The organism is Variovorax sp. dw_954 (genome assembly GCF_018449755.1).
Classification (GTDB): Bacteria; Pseudomonadota; Gammaproteobacteria; order Burkholderiales; family Burkholderiaceae_C; genus Variovorax.
Map to the genome: position 1 here is coordinate 1 of NZ_JAAVVD010000084.1, position 1,494 is coordinate 1,494.

Annotated in this window: 2 protein-coding genes; both read right to left on the reverse strand. The window is 62.5% G+C overall.

All coding sequences use genetic code 11. The annotated features are described in order from the left end of the window. Positions 1-265 precede the first annotated feature (265 nt). Positions 266-1,093 (reverse strand): transglutaminase family protein, encoded by an 828-nt coding sequence (locus HB681_RS37585; protein WP_213959981.1) that lies wholly within the window; start codon positions 1,091-1,093, stop codon positions 266-268. 124 nt (positions 1,094-1,217) lie between these two features. Next, on the reverse strand, positions 1,218-1,494 hold a 277-nt coding region (locus HB681_RS37590), incomplete at its 5' end, for a helix-turn-helix domain-containing protein (protein ID WP_213959982.1).

Consider the following 1,494-nt stretch of genomic DNA (forward strand, 5'->3'; position numbering starts at 1 on the left):
CGCTGAAATCCTCGGTCGTTGCCCCGTCAGGCGACTTGATCTCGCTCTGCTATTGTTCGCGCCACGGACGGGGATCGACTGCGCTCCTCTTCAGGCGGCAGCGGCGGGGCACAGAATGTCCGTAGCCTCGCTCAGCCGTTTTCACGTGCCAGTTCCTCGTCTCGTAGTGAGGTCCCGACGAGCGTCCGTACGCTACCGCTCAGTGCGCTAGCCTTGTTTGGGTTTGGCCAAAATCACCGACACATTGAAAGGTGAGACGCGGGTTTTATTGCTGAGCTTTGGGCCGCAACTGAGAGCCAAAGTTCAGGCTGCCGCCCTCGTCTGTCCAAACCTTGAAGGATTCCCTGGATAGCGCGACGTCGCAGGCGTCCCGGCCCCGCGCAATCAACACGCGCCCAATACGCTGCGTGTTGTTGCGCGCGTCGAAGGTGTACCAACAATCGCCGAGATAAGCCTCGGACCACGCCGCAAAATCCCCTGGCGCGTAAGGCGGCTGCGTGCCGACGTCGCCAAGATAGCCGGTGCAATAACGTGCCGGGATGTTCAGGCAGCGACAAAGCGCGATCGCCAAATGGGCGTAGTCGCGGCACACGCCCTGGCCTTCGTTGTAGCCGCCCAGCGCGGTGCGCGTCCGACTTGCATTCTGGTAGCCGAACTTGATGTGTTGGTGCACAAAATCGCAGATCGCCTGCACGCGACCCCAGCCAATTGGGCCTGAGCCAAAGCGCTGCCAGGCGATTTCGCTGAGCTGGTCGGTCTCGCAATAGCGGCTGCCAAGCAGATAGACCAGCGTCGATTCCGGGAGATTCTCCACCGGCGTCTGCGTTGCCCACGGGGCGACGAGATCTGCTGCGCCGCTGTCGTTGATCAGCGCGTCGGTATTGAGGACGAACCGACCCGCGGGCGCCACGATGCGAGTGCACCAGTTGCCGAACAGATCGCGGTACGCGGTGACCGGTACCGATGGACTCGTCACCAGGCGATCGGGCCGCACCAGGTCGGACGCACGCGAATAGTGGATGCTCAAGGTCAGCATCATCGGCGTCGGCTGGGGGCACTGATACACCATTTCAAAACCAACGCGTAGTTGCATGCTCGCCCTCTGTTGCTTCGCCAGGCCACACCACCAGTGCGTGCAGTTTTCGCCCGCGTATCACCGTACTTAGAAGTCGAAACAGACCCGGTGCGTCCCTTTTCCCTGCGGCATTCGCAAGCCCTCAGGTCGCGGTGGTCGCCGGAAGCAACCGGTCGTACTCGGACTTGACGACTGCATAGCACTCGCAGGTGCGCTTCTCCAACCCCGCGCGATCCAGCACCGAGATGTGACCTCGCGCATAGCGGATCAGGCCCGCCTGCTGCAGCTTGAGCGCCCCCTCCGTTACGCCCTCGCGCCGGACGCCGAGCATGTTGGCGATCAACTCTTGCGTCATCACGAGGTCGCTGCCCTGCAGGCGGTCGAGGCTCAGCAGGAGCCAGCGGCATAGCTGTTGGTCT

What these genes read in the sequence shown, in the direction of transcription:
- HB681_RS37585 (WP_213959981.1), bottom strand. Translation starts at nt 1,093, where the DNA reads ATGCAACTACGCGTTGGTTTTGAAATGGTGTATCAGTGCCCCCAGCCG.